This window comes from Acinetobacter sp. RG5 (assembly GCF_031844265.1).
GTDB lineage: Bacteria > Pseudomonadota > Gammaproteobacteria > Pseudomonadales > Moraxellaceae > Acinetobacter.
The window spans coordinates 40,578-57,194 of the sequence record NZ_JAUZUV010000002.1; the positions used below are offsets into that span (position 1 = coordinate 40,578).

Below are 16,617 nucleotides of genomic sequence, written 5' to 3' on the forward strand. Positions count from 1 at the left end.
CAATCAAATGCGAATATTCTCGTTATTTATGGTTCAATCCAGAGACCATCCTGCATATGTAAAATCCGATCTGCTGCATGGGCTAGCTGTTCATCATGCGTCACAATCAGCATCGCCATATTGAACTCACGTTGCAATTCGGTCAGCAGTTCAAAAATCTTTGCTGCAGTCTTGCGATCCAGATTTCCGGTCGGTTCATCGGCCATCATCAGTTTAGGTTTACCCACCACTGCACGCGCCAAAGCTACACGCTGACGTTCACCTCCGGATAATTCACCCGGCTTGTGAGTCAGACGATGCGAAAGACCAACACGTTCCAGTAAATATTCAGCCTGCTGTTTGGCTTCCTTAAACTTCATGTTGTCGCGTAACATCAGCGGCATGGCCACATTTTCCAGTGCCGTAAATTCTGGCAACAGGTGATGAAACTGATAAACAAAGCCCAAATGCTCATTCCGCACATAACCGCGTTCTGCTTCAGACAAGGTATCAAAACGGCGGCCATTCACCATGACCTGACCTGACGTCGGGCGATCCAATCCACCCAAAACATGCAATAAGGTACTTTTTCCTGAACCACTTGAGCCCACAATCGAAACAAACTCGCCAGCTTTCACTTGTAATGACAAGCCACGAATTACATCGACAGTGGCTTTACCATCGGTAAAGGACTTGTGAATATTCTGGGCATCTAAAATCAGATTACTCATAACGCAAAGCCTCTGCCGGTTGAATTTTTGCTGCACGTAAAGCCGGATAAATTGTCGCGACAAAACTAAGGGCCAGTGACAAGCCGACAATCACCAAGACATCTTGCCAGCGCAAATACGAAGGTAAGTAGTTAATAAAATAGGCATCAAACATATTCAGGCCTAAAGTATTGTTGAGCCAGCCAATAAAGCTACTGATACTGGTTGCCGCAATAATTCCGAGAATGGCCCCTGCGCAAGTTCCAATCACCCCAATCACGGTACCTTGCACCATAAAGATTTTGGTAATGGTCGCAGGTGAAGCGCCCAAAGTCCGTAAAATGGCAATGTCCGATTTTTTATCCGTCACCACCATTACCAGTGAAGACACAATATTAAATGCCGCGACTAGAACGATCAGGAATAAAAGCAGGCTGACCATGGCTTTTTCCATCTGAATCGCGCTGAACAGATTACCATGGGTATAAGTCCAGTCCGAAGCATAGAAATTCCCCGGCAAATCACGCACAATTTCCTGAGACACTTGTGGTGCCAGGAAAATATCATCCAGCTTCATACGCACACCCTGCGCACCATCCGGTAGACGCAGCAAGGTCGAGGCATCATTTAAAGCGATATAACCCATCATCGAGTCAACTTCAGCACCAATACTGAAGATTCCCACCACTTTAAAACGCTTGAAACGCGGGACGACACCAGCTGGTGATGGGGTGGCTTCTGGCAAAACCAGAGTAATATTGTCATTTAAACCCACACCCATGGCATCGGTCATTTGCTTGCCCAAAACAATACCAAATTCACCTTTTTTCAGGCTGTCGATACTGCCCTCAACCATATGGTTTTGTATAATTGAAACTTTTTTCTCATACTCGGGTTCAATCCCGCTGACCATAATGCCGGCGACCTGACCCTGTGCGGTCAGCATGCCTTGTAATTGAGTAAAAGGTGCGACTCCCTGAACATGCTCATGCCCTTCAATTTGCTTTGCAAGTTCTGGCCAATTTGTTAAAATTTGTGTTGAGGAAACAGTCGCTTGAGGTATCATTCCTAAGACACGATTCTTTAACTCTCGGTCAAAACCATTCATCACAGACAACACTGTAATGAGGACTGCCACACCGAGTGTGAGGCCGATCATTGAGACCAACGCGATAAAAGAAATGAAGTGGTTACTACGCCGTGCGCGAGTATATTTCAACCCTATATACAGCGAGATTGGTTTGAACATAACCATCTAGTCCGAGGTAATAAATTATGGAAAATGTACAGCATCCAAACGGATTTACGGAAAGACGCGTCATGTCTCGAATCGATGCTGCCTTACGAATTAATTATCAGATTATTTCCGATGATGTTGCCTTGAATGATCCTTACGATCCTAACTTCGTCTTGCCCCGCTATTTTCTACTACTTGCAGAACTAGATCAATTTGATCATGCGGTTAACTACGAATTAGAACAATTATCTGAAAAAGATCAACAAATTGCTCGAATCTTATCCTTATTTAATCAAAAGTTAAACCTTATTACCGGTTCTTTGTATGACGCAATTGTACAAAGCATGTTACCTGTACCAGAGCAAGTGAACTTTTCAGAAACCGGTTTTAGTTTCTTTAATGAGCGCCCTATCGCTGAAGGCACCTATCTGCACGTGACTTTGAGTCATCCGGAAAATTTCTTCCATATTGCAGCAACCGCTCAGGTGGCCTACAGTCGGGAAGAAGAAAATGGCAAATATCGGACTGGTGCTTATTTTATTACCATGCATCCACAAGATCGTGTCAAACTGGGTGAATGCGTCAAGGCTCGCTTTGCCTAAATTACTGCTTTAGTCAGTGCTGCTGGGTGATGAAAGGCGAGCGTTATAGCTCGCTTTAATTTCTCTGGAAAAATATAACAACAAACCAGCCAGTAAGATAACGACGCCAAAGACTGCTCCACCCGATAATTTTTCATCATTCAGAATCACCCCGACAAATAAGGCCAGCATCGGCGTCAATACGGTGGTCAATGACAACGTGGTCGCCTTGATTTTCTGCACCAGTTTAAAATAACAGAACATCGCAATCAGGGAAGCCATGATTACAGCATAACTGAGTCCAATCAGCGATTTTGCCTGTGGGATCTGGGTTGGTGCAAATTGCCAGATAAATGGCAACATGGTACAGGCCATGACCGCTGAAACAGCAATAGAACCGGCCGCTTGTGCCATAGGTTCGAGAGGTGCATTAACTTTTTTCACCCAGAACATCGAAACGCAGTAAATAAAAACACTGAGCAACATCAGGCCTATGCCAATCGGCTGAATATGCTGATCTTTGCCACCGACACAGATAATGCCCAGACCCAGCAAGGCAATCGCCATACCACCCCACTGCGAAGGATAGAGCTTAAGCTGAAATACAAAACGGCCAATTAAACCGGTAATAATCGGCGCCAGTCCGAACATCAGGGCAATAATGCCTGAACTCAGATAATCCGTGGCCAGATAAGTGAAAATCTGTGAGCCGATAAAACTGCATGCGCCAGCCAGGTAACTGTGCATGGATAATTTATCTAAGGGAAAACGGGTTTTAAATAGCCACAACAAGGCAAATGCAAAAGGCAAAGCCAAAAAGAAACGCAATGCCAAAGCCCAGAGCGGATGCAAATCCGTCACACTCCAGACAATAGCTAGCGGTGTCGTCGCCCAGATAAAAACCAATAAAAGATAGGTGGCAATCATATTGGTTTGTGTGGGCATGCGAGTCACTCTGAATAAGGCTTAAAGCGCGGAAGTTTTACGTTTTTGTTTTTGGATGGTCTGATCGAGTGCGCTAGAAAATTCGCGTTTATCCCGTTCTGAAATCGGTGGCGGACCGCCCGTTTGCACGCCCGCTCCGCGTAAGCTGTCCATAAAATCGCGCAGATGTAAGCGCGCTTTGACATTGGCTGTAGTATAAATTTCACCACGGGGATGAATCGCAATTCCGCCTTTTTCAATCACTTCCGCAGCCAAGGGAATATCTTGGGTCATGACAATATCATGCTCTTTCATGCGCAGAATAATCTCTTTATCCGCAGCATCCGCCCCACTCATCACCTGAATTGAATTAATTCTGATCGAAGGAGTTATTCCGACTGGTTGGTTGGCAACAAAAGTGACTTCTAGCTGATAGCGGTCCGAAGCACGAATAATCACATCTCGCAGAATACGGGGCAATGCATCGGCATCGACCCAAAGTTTGAATGGCAACACAGGGCTTCCCATTAAGGTATAAATCATGGTTATTCTAGCAAATTGCAGTGATCAGGTTGATGATTAAATCGCTCCATTTTCATTGCATCTGTCATCAATATTTTAAAAAGTATGTGCCCGGTAAAACTGGCATGATTCACGCGAGAAAAAAAATTGACTTCATTTGACTGGCATTTTAATTTTAAAATTCATTCGATTGACTTGAAAAATCGCAATGACCCTCGATTAACTATAAATACATCATCCAAGATCAATTGTGCATATGAAAAATCAGAATAGCCCAGAGATCATCACCATTGATGATCAAAATTTCGGTAGTCATGTCGAACATTGGACCTTGCTCACCGACAACCCTGGCACAGATGTTCCACAGTGGTTAGGCAAAGCTCTTGATGAACCAATCATGCCGATGGGCCTTTGTACACAAGAATGTGATATGGATGCAGAGACCTGGCTGATTCAGGGACCGAGCAAAGCTGCGGTACAGTTGAGTCAAGTGATTGCGGTAGAAAACAATAAACCTCAAGCGCTAAAAACTGCATTTCCGTGCTTTGACAGTCCTTATCAGGTGAAAGCCACGATTGACCGGATTATTAGCTGTAAATCCAATACCCAAGCTGTATTGCGCCTGAATCTGGGTGCTAACAATATTATTTACGCTTTCGATAACCTGTATAGCGTCAATCATCCACATTATGAAAAAGACCAGTCCTATGTGGTGAATCTGAATGGCTGGGCCTATGAACTTGAAGCGGTTGCAGATCATGAGCATCTGGTGGTTGATGATCCGGCTTCGATCAAGCACCACCGTGCCTTGAATGATATTCTGGCTGCCAATAATGGGGTAGCCCCGGATAATTTGCAGGAACAGATTGATGCCTGGCAGCCGCAGTGCGAAGAAGACAAAGAACCTGTAACCGTAGATTTTTCTAAAATGGTAGCTTATCTATACGGCGAAACCATGGGTCAGGAAGATGAAGCCTGGTTCCAGGGCAATATTGTCGGTAAAACGACTATGCAGTTTATGGGTCAGGACTATACCCTTTATGATGTCACCCTCATTCATGATGAAGGCCAGCCTGCGACCTTGATCCGGATTGCAACGCGGAATGACCAGTACAGAGACTTCCAGATTGGCCAGTATATTCGTGGCAACTTGTGGATTCAGGCCAATATTTATAGAAAAGCGGCCTAAGTTCAAACAGAAAAAGAAGATATTCATTTTGATGGGTATCTTCTTTTAATCCATCTATATCCTTATTTGTCATTTTAATTTTTGATTATTTTTTATACATATTTTCTGGCTTAATAATCTATTTAAATTCATTAAAAACCGAGTTATCCACATTTTTAAATTCAAATAAATTCATTTTAAATATTTAAAATAACCCTAAAAACCTTGTAAAAATAAGCGATTGATTTCTCATATAAATAATCTGTTGTCATACAAATCTAATATTTAAATAAAAATGAAATTTATGCTCTTTAATTAAAAATGTACTTTATTTAATCAATTTTTTATGATAAAAATACTCACAACAAATTAGTATTAACGATAAATAGATCGGACAATAAATATCTATGAAAATCGTGCAAGAAGAAACATTACAACAGGTCGAGCATCATCTTAGCTCCCGCTATAATATTGATATGATGTCCTGCCTTTTTTTCATGTTGGGGATGCTGATCTGCGGATTCATCCTGCATACTTTTATTTTCTAAAATTATTGAATGCATAAAAAACCCAGCCTGTGCTGGGTTTTTTCGTTTCAGGAATTAACCATTGCGTTTGGCAAAGTCATCCATAAAGTTCACCAATGCCTGCACGCCTTCTAAAGGCACGGCATTATAAATACTTGCGCGCATACCGCCGACTGAACGGTGACCAGCAAGATTCAATAAATGTTGTGCTTCTGCTTCTTTCAGGAACTGTTTCTCAAGATCTGCATTAGCCAAAGTAAATGGTACGTTCATGATCGAACGGTTTGCTTTTGCAATCGGATTCGCATAAAAATCGCTTTGATCGATATAACCATAAAGCAAGTTAGCTTTCTCAAGGTTCACTTTGTGCATGGCATCTACACCGCCATTTTCTAGCAACCACTCAAACACCAGACCAGACAAGTACCATGCATAAGTTGATGGTGTGTTAACCATTGAGCCATTTTTCGCTTGATCTGAATATTTCAAGATGCTTGGAATTTCTGGTTTGGCTTGATCGAGTAAATCTTCACGAATGATCACCAGCGTTAAGCCAGCAGGCCCGATATTCTTTTGCGCACCGGCATAGATCAAACCAAATTTAGAAACGTCTAATGGTGCAGATAAAATACTAGATGAATAGTCGCACACTAATGGCTTGTCTGTTTCAGGAATTGAAGAAAATTGCAGACCGCCAATAGTTTCATTATCCGCATAATGCACATAAGCTGCATCATCAGAAAGATTCCATTCGCTTTGTGCACTGATCGCATATTTGCCATCAATTTGGATACCTGCTTTTACAACATTGATATCGCCATAACGTTTCGCTTCTTTCAAGGCTTTTTCAGACCAGATGCCGGTATCGATATAGTCTGCTTTGTTGTTTTTGCCAAGCAGGTTCAATGGAATTGCCGAGAACTGTAGTGATGCCCCACCCTGCAAGAACAATACTTTGTAGTTCTCAGGAATATTCATGAGTTTGCGCAGGTCTGCTTCCGCTTTTTCAGCCATGGCAACATAGTCGGCACTACGGTGGCTCATTTCCATGATCGAAAGACCTTTGCCATGCCAGTCAAGCATTTCAGCTTGAGCTTTTTCAAGTACGGCAGTCGGTAATGCAGCAGGACCAGCACAGAAGTTGTACGCGCGCATGATTTTTCCTTTCAGAGTGAAACACAATCAAATGATGGCATTTAACCATATCTGGCAGGGTCTTGCACAAAATTATTTCAATCTATGAGTCAAGATAGAGTCAAAAAATCAATGTAGATTCACAAGATAAATTGACCAGTATTTTAGCCTGCTGTTTTTATCATCTTTGCACTAACAATTGAAAATATTCAAAATTAAGCTATTTTTTAATTTTAGATATTCCATCAAAAATAGCCGACAAGTATTTGAAATACAGATGTAAAAGAAACAATACTATAACTTTACACTAGTTCTATCTACGAACCTTTGATTTATACTAGCCGGATAACATTACCGGCTTTAAATCAGTTTAGCGACTTTATGAACTTAAAGAAAAATAAAAGACAGCTTGTCTGGAGTTTAAATCTGCTTGCATCGATGATGTATGGCAGCTTTGCTCATGCACAGAGCATCAGCTTTCAGGACGCTGAACGTCAGTTGTTGCAAAATTCTTATAGCAGCCAAGCCTATCAAAGTCTGGAACAGGCCTCAAAACTTGAAGCTGAAGCAGTGAAAGGTATAGGTCTGCCACGAGTCGACCTGAATGTTCGTGCGTATGCCTTTCATAATGAACTCGATCTGCCTTTGGGTACATTAAAAAATAATTTAGAGCAATCCTTAACGGATGGTGTCAATAATAGAATTGATGAACTGAACTTAGGTGATCTGGCTGACCCGCTAAAAAATAGTCTAAGACAACCTATTCAAAATGGGGTGGGCTTAATTCCTGATAGTGCGAATGTCGTGCTGGATGATCAGGTGATTCGCCCAACGGTTTCAGTTATGATGCCGCTTTATACCGGTGGACTGACAAGCAGCGCCAAAGAAATCGCCAATATTCAGGTCGGTCGTAGTCAGCTCAGCAACAAACAGCAGCAAGACACGCAGCGTTTTGAACTGATTCAAAGTTATTTTAATGTACAACTCCAAAAGCAACTGCATGCAGTAGCACTATTTAACCTGAATGCCATGCAACAGCATTATCGCAATGCCTTAAAGATAGAACAGCAAGGTTTTATCAGTAAAGGCCAGCGCATGCAGTTTGAAGTGGCACGCAATAATGCCGAGCGCAGTCAGCAAAATACGCAGGCCAATTTGAATGCTGCCCTGTTCCAGCTGAATAATCTGCTTCAGGAAAGTAGCATCACCGAACTTTCGACGCCTTTATTTGTCAATAAAACCGAGCCACAGGCCTTAAATCATCTGCTGAAAACCTTTAGTCAGAACTCTGCGCTGATTCAAAAAATGCAGCTGGATACTCAATTGGCTCAAGCCAATGTCAAAGCCCAGCAAGCAGCGAAAAAACCGAATGTTTTTGCTTTTGGCGAATATAGTCTGGATCAAAATGAAAACTGGATTGTCGGGGTGGCTGCCCGTTATAACTTATTTTCCGGAATTGATAAAAACAAAAATATTCAGGCTGCCGAACTCAAACGCTCTGCCACAGAACTGCTCACTGCACGCACCCAGCAGGAAATTGAAAATCTGATTTATAAATCTTATAGCGAAGCCCTCAGTGCACAGCAAAGTGATGCGCTTCTGGCACAAAACTTGAAAGCCGCACAGGAAAATTTACGCATCCAAGAATTGTCCTTTAAAGAAGATATGGGCACCGCCACACAGGTCATCGATGCACAAAATATGCTGAGCGGACTACGAGCCGAAACTGCCTTGAATGCTTACAAATATGTGATGTCACTGGCCACCCTATTACAAAGCCATGGCTCGATTGCAGAATTTCCGAACTACATCCAACATACCAACACTCACTATATTCGCTAATGGAGCCGAACATGAACGAAGATCAAAAACCCAATGATCCTGTGAATGAAGCGGCTTCATCCAGCGATACAGAAAAATCGCCTGCGCAACAGGTAGAAACAAAGACTGAAATAGAAAGTAACGCGGCGACTTCGACCGAGCATGAACAAGCTCCTGAAATTGCTAAAAAGAAAAAATATTTATTGCTCGCCCTGATTCCAGTTCTACTGGCAGTCATTGCTTTTGGATTATGGAAAAGCTACCAACCGGCTCCGCTGGAATTGCAGGGTCGTGTAGAAGCTGAAACAGTTCAGGTGGCGACCAAAGTGCCAAGCCGTATTGAAGAAATTTATGTAGAAGAAGGTCAGCGGGTCAAAAAAGGCGATGTACTGGTGCGCTTAAACAGCCCGGAAATTCAGGCCAAAAAACAGCAAGCCGCAGCGGCTTTACAATCTGCGCTGGCCTTACAATCGACTGCTGAACGTGGCTCGCAAGAAGAAAATATCGCGAGCCTGTATGCCAACTGGCAATCGCTGAAAGCACAGCAAAATTTAGCCAAAGTTTCTTATGAGCGTGGTGCAAATTTATTTAAGGAAGGTGTGATTTCACGCCAGCGCCGTGATGAATTGTATGCAGCCAGTCAATCAGCAGCACAAATGACAGAAGCAGCGTATCAGCAATACGCACGTGCCAAACGTGGCAGCACTTCGCAGCAAAAGAGTTCCGCCGATGCACAGGTAGATATTGCCCAGGCTGCGCTGGATGAAGCCAATGCTTTAGAAGCAGAAACCCAATTAGTAGCACCTGTAAACGGAACGGTGTCTAAAACCTATGGCAAAGCCTCGGAGCTGGTAGCCACCGCAGTCCCTGTGGTCAGCCTGATTGAAGATCAAATGTGGGTGAGCCTGAATATTCGTGAAGACCAATATGCCCCGTTTCAGAAAATGAGCAGTATTGAAGGTTATATTCCCGCCCTAGATAAAACCGCCACTTTTAAAATCAAGCAGATCAGTGCTGAAGGTGAATTTGCCACCATTAAGACCACACGCCAAACCGGCGGTTATGATGTGCGAAGTTTTAAGCTGCATCTTGTGCCCACACCAGCGATTCCTGAACTGAAAGTTGGGATGAGCGTGTTATTTAAACTGAAAGAGACCCGATAATGTGGACGGGTATATGGCGCGAACTGCGCTATCTGCTCCGCGAAAAATGGGATCTGTGTCTGGTCACGCTCGCACCTGCACTGGTGATTATTTTATTCAGCAGCATGTTTGCTCAAGGGAAACCGGATCATTTACCGATTGCGATTATTGATCAAGACCAGAGTGCGCTGAGTCAAAGCATTTATCAGCATGTGGCGCTGAATCATACTCTTAAAATTGCTACGGTGTCGGAACAAACAGCTGAAATTGAGCGCCTGTTAAATCAAAATAAAATTTGGGGTTATATCCATATTCCCAGCGGTGCCGAGCAACGTCTGGTTCGTGCCCAGGATGCTGACATCAGTATTGCCTTTAACCAGAGTTATTTCAGTATCGGAAATACCATTTCATCTGCCATGCTGGTTAGTAGCCTGCAAGCACTGGCTGAATTTGGCGGACAGCAATATCTGGGCAACCGGCTGCCTTCTCTCGAAGCACCGTCGCCGCATATCAAAATATCGCCGCTGTATAATCCACAACTGAATTATGAATTCTATCTGGAACCCTATGTCATTCCGGCAATTCTGCATTTACTGCTGTGTTGTTGTGTGGCATTTTCCGTCGGTCAGGAACTGAAGCGACAGACCTTAATAAGCTGGATTAGCAACTCATCCATCTGGATGGCATTACTGTCTAAGAACCTGGTCTATGTGGCTATTTTTAGTGTGTGGACTTGGGCCTGGATGTTCTGGCTGATTGAAATTCGCGGCTGGTTTGTTGCCGGCTCGCTCGCTCTGATTCTATCGGCACAATTTCTGCTATATAGCGCCTATGCATTTTTAAGCAGTGCAGTGGTTCTGGCGACCAAAGATTTAAGTAAATCTTTTGGCATCATTGCGGTCTATGGCGGTTCATCTTTAAGTTTTGCCGGTGTGACTTTACCTTTAAATAATGCGCCCCTATTCACCCAGTTTTGGTCCAATATTATTCCGTTTACGCCCTATGCCAAATTACAAACTGAACAATGGGTGATTGGTAGTCCATTGCATATTTCACTGCAAGCTGGATTAATGCTGCTGATCTATGCCCTAGTCTACGCTCTGCTGGCCTATCTGTTCCTTAAAAAAATAGCTAAAGGAGCAGTCCAATGAAATCCTTCTGGTTTTACTATCTGCAAAGCTTCAAGGATATTGTCAGTCACGGCACGATCTTTACCACGCTTATTCTATCCGTCTTATTTTACAGCTTTTTTTATCCAACCGCTTATCAGGCACAGCAGGCTGAAGCCTTACCCATTATCATTGTCGATGAAGAACAAAGTAACTTAAGCACCCGCATTATTGGTCAGGTGGCACAAAGCCCCAATGTCGAAATTCAGGCGATTACCGGAAATTTTGCCGAAGCCAAACAATGGATGGAATCTCAAAAAGCCGATGGAATTTTACTGCTGCCGGACAATTTATCGCAAAGCTTAAGGCATGGTGAAACAGGTGGCATTGGCCTGTATTTAAGTACAGCCAACTTTTTAGTGACCAAACAAATTGGTCTGGGCTTAGCCACATCAGTTGAGCAAACTTTGGCAGATTATGCTGAACGCTTTGGCGAGGTCTCGGATTTTTCACCAGCCCTTTCTGTGCATCAAATTCCTTTATTTAATCCACTGTCCGGCTATGGCAGTTATGTCTTTCCTGCGGTTGCACCCTTAATTATCCACCAAACCATTCTTTTGGGTTTGAGTATGCTGATTTTGGTACATCAGGAAAGAAAAATAGAATTAAACACAAATGCATTGATTGGGATGTGCTTAGCCATCTTCACCATCGGCTGTCTGGGATGTTTCTATTTATTCGGCTTTAGCTTCTGGCTGTTTGATTATCCGCGCGGTGGCAACCTGTTCGGGATGCTACTGGCTGTTCCGGTTTTTATCTACACGATAATTGGCATGACCTGCCTATTTGCCAGTTTTCTGGATCTGCCAGAACGTGCGGGTCATGTGATTGTATTCACTTCCATTCCACTGTTCTTTTTATCTGGTGCGGCCTGGCCACATGCTGCCATGCCCATCTGGATGCAAGTCGTTGGCGAAATCCTGCCCTCTACCCAAATTGTGCAGATGTTTATTCAACTCAATCAGATGGGTGTACCTACCGCACTAGTCTTGCCTAAATTGCTTTATCTTGGAATGATCGGTAGCTTGTGCTTTTTCCTGGCTTATCGACGTTTAATTTCTGGTCATCAAAGCAGATAGAGCATTATAGCAATGCTCCTATTCCACTTATTTACTCGATTCGCCAAAGACTTGAATATTGAAATTACGAATCTTGTTGCTACCATTCGGCTTGTCAAAACTCACATCATACTGAACCAGATTTTCCGGATAGGCAATTTCATAGCTGACCTTATATTGCCCAAGCTGATTGGTTGCTTCTTCAATCTCTTTGGTCATTAAAGTCTTAGACTTGTATTCACCTTGAGGAATTGAACGTGAAAAGCGTTTCATCAGCTTTTCATTATCCTTAAACTGGGTTTGCAACTGCGGTTCTAACTGATCCAGAAATTCCTCATATTTCCCGTCACGCAAATCCTCATAAGCCAGCTGTGCCGCCTTTTCCTGTTCAGGACTCGGATTCGGAATATTGTCCATTGAATTACAGCCAGTCAATGCAACCGCTGCTGCCAACAACATTAATTTGGTTTTCATCGCTTACCCTTATGCAGTCAAGGTTTATAAAAAAGGACGCCGAAGCGCCCTTTTTATCAGTAAAAAACTTATTCTTCTACTGAATTTTCACCATCTTTTGCAACTTGCTCAGTTTCAGCTGCTACATCTGTTTCTGCTACTAAAGATTCTGCACCTTCAATCGCTTCAACAAACTCATCTTCTTCAACCGCTTCGATTGAAACGACACCAACCAGCAATTCCTCATTACCTAGGCGGATCAGACGAACACCCTGTGCGTTACGACCGGTTTGCGCCACTTCAGATGCACGGGTACGAACCAGCGTACCGCCATCAGAGATTAGCATCAGTTCTTTAGAAGCATCGATGGCAACAGCGCCCACCAATTGACCGTTACGTTCAGAGGTCTTGATCGCAATCACGCCCTTACCGCCACGTTTCTTGGTCGGGAAATCATCTACTGGAGTACGTTTACCATAACCATTTTCAGATGCACACAGTACTTCGCCAGTTTCAGGTACAACAACCAGTGATACGATTCGGCTAATCAATGCTGAATCTGAACCATCTTCGTCATCAGACTCGATCTCAGTTTCATCATTTTCTTCTAGCTGTGCAGCTGCACCAATAGTCACGCGCATACCACGTACACCTTTGGCAGAACGGCCCATTGAACGTACATCAGTCTCTGCGAAGCGAATGGCTTTACCTTCGTTCGAGAACAACATGATTTGCTGTTCGCCATCAGTAATCGCTACACCAATCAAGGTATCATCGCCATTCAGCTCAATCGCACGTAAACCGTTTGAACGAACATTTGAGAACTGTTCAAGCTCTACACGTTTAATCGTACCGTATTCAGTCGCCATAAACACATAGAAGTTTTTACGTACCGCTTCAGCCTGCTGAGCAAAGTCATTGATAATGTCATCATCAAGATCTGTTGCAGAAAGCTCCAAGCCCAACTGTTTCAATTGAATACGCAATGCATCAGAAATATCATCCGCACCATCTTCAGATTCTGTCAGCGCTGCTTCAAGCTCGGCAAAATGAGCATTGATCACTTCATTGGCTTGCAACTGCGCTGCATTGGCTTTGACAAATGCCTTGAAGGCAGCCAGACGTTCTTTGAATTTCTTCGGCGCGTCAATCACAGGCAAGATCGCAGTAATGGTCTCGTTTTCATCCAGTGGCAACAAATTCACCATTGGGCGACCTTTCGCACCACGTGATGCTTGCGGCACTTCATAGACTTTCAGACGATAGACCTTACCAACATTGGTAAAGCAAAGTACCGTCGCATGACTTGACGTCACAATCAGATGTTGAATGTAATCATCTTCTTTCATGCTGGTCGCAGACTTACCACGGCCACCACGACGCTGTGCAGCGTAGTCAGACAATGGTTGAGTTTTTGCATAACCTGATTTCGATACCGTCAGCACCATTTGCTCTTCAGGAATCAGATCTTCACGAGAGAAATCGATACGTGACTCGACAATCGACGTTTTACGTGCATCGCCATACTGCTGAAGAATTAATGCCAATTCTTCACGAATCACGTTCATCAACAGATTAAAGTCATTCAAAATTGCAGTCAGTTCAGCAATTTGTGACAGGATTTCACTATATTCAGCATGTAACTTGTCTTGTTCCAGACCAGTTAAACGATGCAAGCGAAGTTCCATAATTGCATTCACCTGGGTTGGTGACAAACGATAAATCTCGCCATCCAAACCAAATGGGCGACTTGGGTCTTCACCTTCAATCTCATCCGGACGCACAGAAACTGAACCGGCTTTTTCCAACAAGGCCAAAACACCGCCACCTGCCCACTCACCTGCCTGCAAACGCTCACGCGCTTCAGCCGGATTTGCAGAACTCTTGATGGTTTCGATGATGGCATCAATATTTGCCAGAGCAACGGTTAAACCTTCCAAGATATGACCACGTTCACGCGCTTTGCGTAATTCGAACATGGTACGACGCGTGACTACTTCCTGACGGTGACGGATAAACGCGGCAATGATGTCTTTCAGGTTCATCAATTTTGGTTGGCCATTGTCCAGGCAAACCATATTGATGCTGAAAGAGTTTTCAAGTTGCGTGTTCTGGAACAGGTTGTTCACGATCACTTCAGCGTTTTCACCGCGCTTCAGGTCAATCGCGATACGCATACCGTCTTTGTCAGACTCATCACGAAGCTCTGAAATGCCTTCCAGTTTTTTCTCTTTAACCAGTTCTGCAATACGCTCAATGGTTTTTGCTTTATTGACCTGATATGGAATTTCAGTGAAGACAATCGTGGTACGGCCATTCTTCGGATCTTCTTCGAAATGGTATTTACCACGGATATGCAAACGGCCCTTACCGGTACGGTATGCATCGACGATGCCTGATTTACCGTAAATGATACCGCCTGTCGGGAAATCCGGACCAGAAATATGTTCCATCAACCCTTCGATACTGATCTGAGGATCATTAGCATAGGCCAGACACGCATTCACCACTTCAGTCATGTTATGCGGCGCCATATTGGTCGCCATACCGACTGCAATACCGGTAACACCATTAATCAATAAGTTCGGTACACGGGTTGGCATGACTTGAGGAATACGCTCAGAGCCATCGTAGTTGTCTTCCCACTCGACGGTATCTTTTTCAAGATCCGCTAACAGTTCGTGGGTCAGTTTACGCATACGTACTTCGGTATAACGCATTGCTGCTGCGCTATCGCCATCGACCGAACCGAAGTTACCTTGACCATCAACCAATTGGTAACGCAAGCTGAAATCTTGCGCCATACGTACAATGGTTTCGTATACGGCATAATCACCATGCGGGTGATATTTACCAATCACGTCACCGACTACACGTGCAGACTTTTTATAAGCTTTGTTATAGTCATTGCCTAATTCGTGCATTGCGAAAAGCACACGACGATGAACAGGTTTTAAACCATCTCGTACATCGGGCAATGCACGTGACACAATCACGCTCATCGCATAATCGAGATATGAGCTTTTAAGTTCATCCTCAATGGCAATCGGTCTAATTTCCGATACGCTCATGCATACTCCTTATTCTACAAGCCAATTTTGGCTTGTATTTATATGTCGTAAAACTAGCAAAATCATTAACTCAAACGACTGAGTTAAAAACTAAAATACAGCCCTAAATTATAGCATAAACACTTGTATTTTTGTGTCGAAATATTCAGCTTAACCTTGTTAATTATCTTCATTTTAGTGATCATTTTCTTGTTATTTGAAAACCGAAAATTAGCGCATCCAGACAGGATTTTTCAATACCTCAAATTTTGAGAAATACAGTACTACAAAAACAAAATGCGCCAATCAACTGGCGCATCTTCATCGTTTTTTCTATATTTTTATTGTGCCTGGTTCAGTACTTTACGATAGCTCAGCACAGCCACAATCAGTAAAACTGGCAATAACATCTCCACCCCTTCCTCAATGGTCATAATCATGATTTGAGTATGCGGCACCAACTGGATGCCGAATTCATCTTTCAGGGTTGAAGTCGTGCGATCGAGCACCTTGCTTAGTCCGCCACAGGCAATGGTAAGGAAGATAAAAAAATGTGCAATATTCAAAGAATTCTTCATGCTTCGTATGGTTTGAACCAGCTTTTTCGCCAGTACCAGAAAGACAAAAATAATGCCGAGCAATAAAATAAATCCGAGCAGCTTATCCATGAGCGGAATTTCAGCACTGCGATAGAAATTAGTTTTGATAAAACTCATTTCAAACACCTGCTTATGGAAATCCATTTCCCGTAATCCCAACAATGTCGCTGCTATAGCCGTAAACACTCGGGTATTAGGTTTGATTTCAACATTAAGCAAACACAGCACTGCCAGCAAGTACCATAACCATGGACTCATGACTTCAAAAGCGCCTGATTCACTAAATAAATACTGAGTCACCGCAGGCGGTGCATTCAGGGCAGTATGAATACAAATACCCAGATAAAGCGCAATCAGCAGAAAACTAATGAACAGGATATGGGCGGCTTTGGAAAAGGACATGATTAAAAACAGGAGAAAAAGCAAACCGGGATTTTATCACTTTTCATGCAAATGAAATACTCTAGTTTCGACTGCCGAGTATTTTTAAAATTTTTGCATAAGAAAACGCCCTTGCACAAAACAGGAAAGCATTGCTTTCAC

The 16,617-nt window shown here is 43.3% G+C and carries 14 protein-coding genes; 6 read left to right on the plus strand and 8 right to left on the minus strand.

Annotation, left to right across the window (positions count from 1 at the left end):
- Positions 1–26: 26 nt before the first annotated feature.
- Complete coding sequence (gene lolD, locus Q9R21_RS02855; RefSeq protein ID WP_004645694.1) at positions 27–710, minus strand: lipoprotein-releasing ABC transporter ATP-binding protein LolD; 684 nt, start codon at positions 708–710, stop codon at positions 27–29.
- Positions 703–1,938 carry a lipoprotein-releasing ABC transporter permease subunit gene (locus Q9R21_RS02860; protein WP_004645695.1) on the minus strand — a complete coding sequence of 412 codons (1,236 nt, stop codon included), beginning with the start codon at positions 1,936–1,938 and terminating at the stop codon, positions 703–705. The genes lolD and Q9R21_RS02860 overlap by 8 nt, the downstream gene beginning before the upstream one ends.
- A gap of 26 nt (positions 1,939–1,964) precedes the next feature.
- On the opposite strand from Q9R21_RS02860, the gene Q9R21_RS02865 reads away from it, so the two are divergent.
- A complete protein-coding gene (locus tag Q9R21_RS02865) occupies positions 1,965–2,528 on the plus strand; it encodes a PilZ domain-containing protein (RefSeq protein ID WP_195725755.1) in 564 nt (187 codons plus the stop codon).
- A gap of 9 nt (positions 2,529–2,537) precedes the next feature.
- Here Q9R21_RS02865 and Q9R21_RS02870 read toward each other — a convergent pair whose 3' ends face one another.
- Both Q9R21_RS02870 and Q9R21_RS02875 read right to left on the minus strand, forming a co-directional pair.
- Positions 2,538–3,452: a DMT family transporter gene (locus Q9R21_RS02870; RefSeq protein ID WP_004645697.1), complete on the minus strand. Its 915-nt coding sequence runs from the start codon at positions 3,450–3,452 to the stop codon at positions 2,538–2,540.
- 21 nt (positions 3,453–3,473) lie between these two features.
- Positions 3,474–3,959, minus strand: coding sequence for a YaiI/YqxD family protein (locus Q9R21_RS02875; RefSeq protein WP_171260766.1), 486 nt, complete (start codon positions 3,957–3,959; stop codon positions 3,474–3,476).
- A 250-nt stretch (positions 3,960–4,209) separates the two neighbouring features.
- On the opposite strand from Q9R21_RS02875, the gene Q9R21_RS02880 reads away from it, so the two are divergent.
- Positions 4,210–5,142 (plus strand): hypothetical protein, encoded by a 933-nt coding sequence (locus tag Q9R21_RS02880; RefSeq protein WP_311203688.1) that lies wholly within the window; start codon positions 4,210–4,212, stop codon positions 5,140–5,142.
- Positions 5,143–5,723: 581 nt separating this feature from the next.
- Here the strand turns inward: Q9R21_RS02880 and serC are convergent.
- Positions 5,724–6,803: a 3-phosphoserine/phosphohydroxythreonine transaminase gene (gene serC, locus Q9R21_RS02885; protein ID WP_311203689.1), complete on the minus strand. Its 1,080-nt coding sequence runs from the start codon at positions 6,801–6,803 to the stop codon at positions 5,724–5,726.
- A 360-nt stretch (positions 6,804–7,163) separates the two neighbouring features.
- Here serC and Q9R21_RS02890 point away from each other — a divergent pair, with 360 nt between their 5' ends.
- The 4 genes from Q9R21_RS02890 to Q9R21_RS02905 are packed head-to-tail and all read left to right on the plus strand — an operon-like array spanning position 7,164 to position 11,993.
- Positions 7,164–8,624: a TolC family protein gene (locus Q9R21_RS02890; protein ID WP_311203690.1), complete on the plus strand. Its 1,461-nt coding sequence runs from the start codon at positions 7,164–7,166 to the stop codon at positions 8,622–8,624.
- Positions 8,625–8,635: 11 nt separating this feature from the next.
- Positions 8,636–9,766: a biotin/lipoyl-binding protein gene (locus Q9R21_RS02895; protein WP_311203691.1), complete on the plus strand. Its 1,131-nt coding sequence runs from the start codon at positions 8,636–8,638 to the stop codon at positions 9,764–9,766.
- Positions 9,766–10,896 (plus strand): ABC transporter permease, encoded by a 1,131-nt coding sequence (locus Q9R21_RS02900; RefSeq protein ID WP_311203692.1) that lies wholly within the window; start codon positions 9,766–9,768, stop codon positions 10,894–10,896. Before Q9R21_RS02895 ends, Q9R21_RS02900 begins: the two co-directional genes overlap by 1 nt.
- A complete protein-coding gene (locus Q9R21_RS02905; RefSeq protein ID WP_311203693.1) occupies positions 10,893–11,993 on the plus strand; it encodes an ABC transporter permease in 1,101 nt (366 codons plus the stop codon). Before Q9R21_RS02900 ends, Q9R21_RS02905 begins: the two co-directional genes overlap by 4 nt.
- 27 nt (positions 11,994–12,020) lie before the next feature.
- Here Q9R21_RS02905 and Q9R21_RS02910 read toward each other — a convergent pair whose 3' ends face one another.
- The 3 genes from Q9R21_RS02910 to Q9R21_RS02920 all read right to left on the minus strand — a co-directional run bounded on the left by Q9R21_RS02910 (position 12,021) and on the right by Q9R21_RS02920 (position 16,476).
- Positions 12,021–12,446, minus strand: coding sequence for a DUF3887 domain-containing protein (locus Q9R21_RS02910; RefSeq protein ID WP_311203694.1), 426 nt, complete (start codon positions 12,444–12,446; stop codon positions 12,021–12,023).
- Positions 12,447–12,514: 68 nt separating this feature from the next.
- The gene (gene gyrA, locus Q9R21_RS02915; protein ID WP_311203695.1) at positions 12,515–15,496 is read right to left on the minus strand and encodes a DNA gyrase subunit A; all 2,982 of its coding nucleotides are present in this window, start codon (positions 15,494–15,496) and stop codon (positions 12,515–12,517) included.
- Between the two features lie 320 nt (positions 15,497–15,816).
- Entirely contained in the window at positions 15,817–16,476 is a 660-nt protein-coding gene (locus tag Q9R21_RS02920) for a hypothetical protein (protein WP_253147340.1), read from the minus strand.
- Positions 16,477–16,617: the final 141 nt, after the last annotated feature.